Source organism: Paraclostridium sp., assembly GCF_051657365.1.
In the GTDB taxonomy this organism is placed as follows: Bacteria; Bacillota; Clostridia; order Peptostreptococcales; family Peptostreptococcaceae; genus Paraclostridium.
The window spans coordinates 1-1,198 of record NZ_JBOFKN010000044.1 but is presented as its reverse complement, the minus strand read 5'-3'; the positions used below and the strand labels follow the sequence as shown (position 1 = coordinate 1,198).

General features: G+C 26.3%; 1 protein-coding gene. It reads right to left on the bottom strand.

All coding sequences use genetic code 11. The annotated features are described in order from the left end of the window. Positions 1 to 1,198: AAA family ATPase (locus ACRCYC_RS03520; protein WP_438617808.1), on the bottom strand; the 1,198-nt coding region annotated here is incomplete at both ends.

Sequence of the window (1,198 nt, the reverse complement as noted above, 5' to 3'; positions counted from 1 at the left end):
CCTTAGCTTTCTCTTCAATAGAGTTTTTGTCCCCTATTTTAAATTCAAATATTAACCCATAATTTCTTTTATCTTTAGGTTCTAAAGCTATATCATATCTTCCATATCCACTTTCTCTATTAGAAGTTATTATATATTTGTCTCCTAATGTTAAAAGTAAACCTAGCATAAAGTGATGATAGTACTTTTCACTATCCCCTGTATCATGATAACTTATAGCTGAGGCATACATTTTTTTAAATCTATTCACAAATGAAGTTAGATTCCCCAAAAACAGATCTTCCATCATAAGACCATAAAAATGTACATCTCCTTTTGTATACGTTTCTATAAAACTTTGTCTAAAGAAACTTTTAATCTCTTGGTTAGGTATTTTTAATGAATATGATTTAAGTCCAGTTATTGTAGAAATTCTTACATCTTCATATGTTAAATATCCTGAAAATAACATTAAAGACCAAATAGTATTTATATTATCTAAATCATCAAAAATTATATTCTCCGAAATTGTTTCCCATATTGTTTCACCTTTAAATACTAGCTCTAACTCTTCAAATACCTTTTCATCGTTTTTAGTCAATAATTGTTTTATCAAGGTATTATCACTTGTATTTACCCAATAAGGATTTAACTCATTTTTACTAGCAAAATTAATTAATGACCATGGATTATAAACTAACTTATTTCCAAACTTATATCCGTTATACCATTTTTTAACCTCTTCTAATTCATACTCTAATTCATAGTATTTTAATAACTCTTCTACTTCCTCTTCAGTTAAACCAAAATGATTAAAATCTCTATCTAAAATTGTTGATACTGCAAGATTATTTAATCCTGAAAAGATGCTTTCTTTTGCGACTCTTAATATCCCTGTAAGTACTGAAAACTCTAAATATGGATTTCCTTTTAGTGCCGCACTTAAAAAGTTTCGAAAGAAAAATATTGCCTTATCGTAATATCCTTGTGAATGTGCTGTAACTAACGGTGTATCATATTCATCTATTAGTATTATTACTTTTTTTTCATAAAACTTGAAAAGGTATTTAGATAGATTTTTTAACGCTCCTACAAAATCTCCTTTTTCATTTAAAAATTCTATTTTATCGAAATCTATTTTTTCACTTTCATCTAATTTTTCCTTAACATATCTCTTAGAATTAAATATATTTTTCAATAATTTTTTCATCTCTTCAAG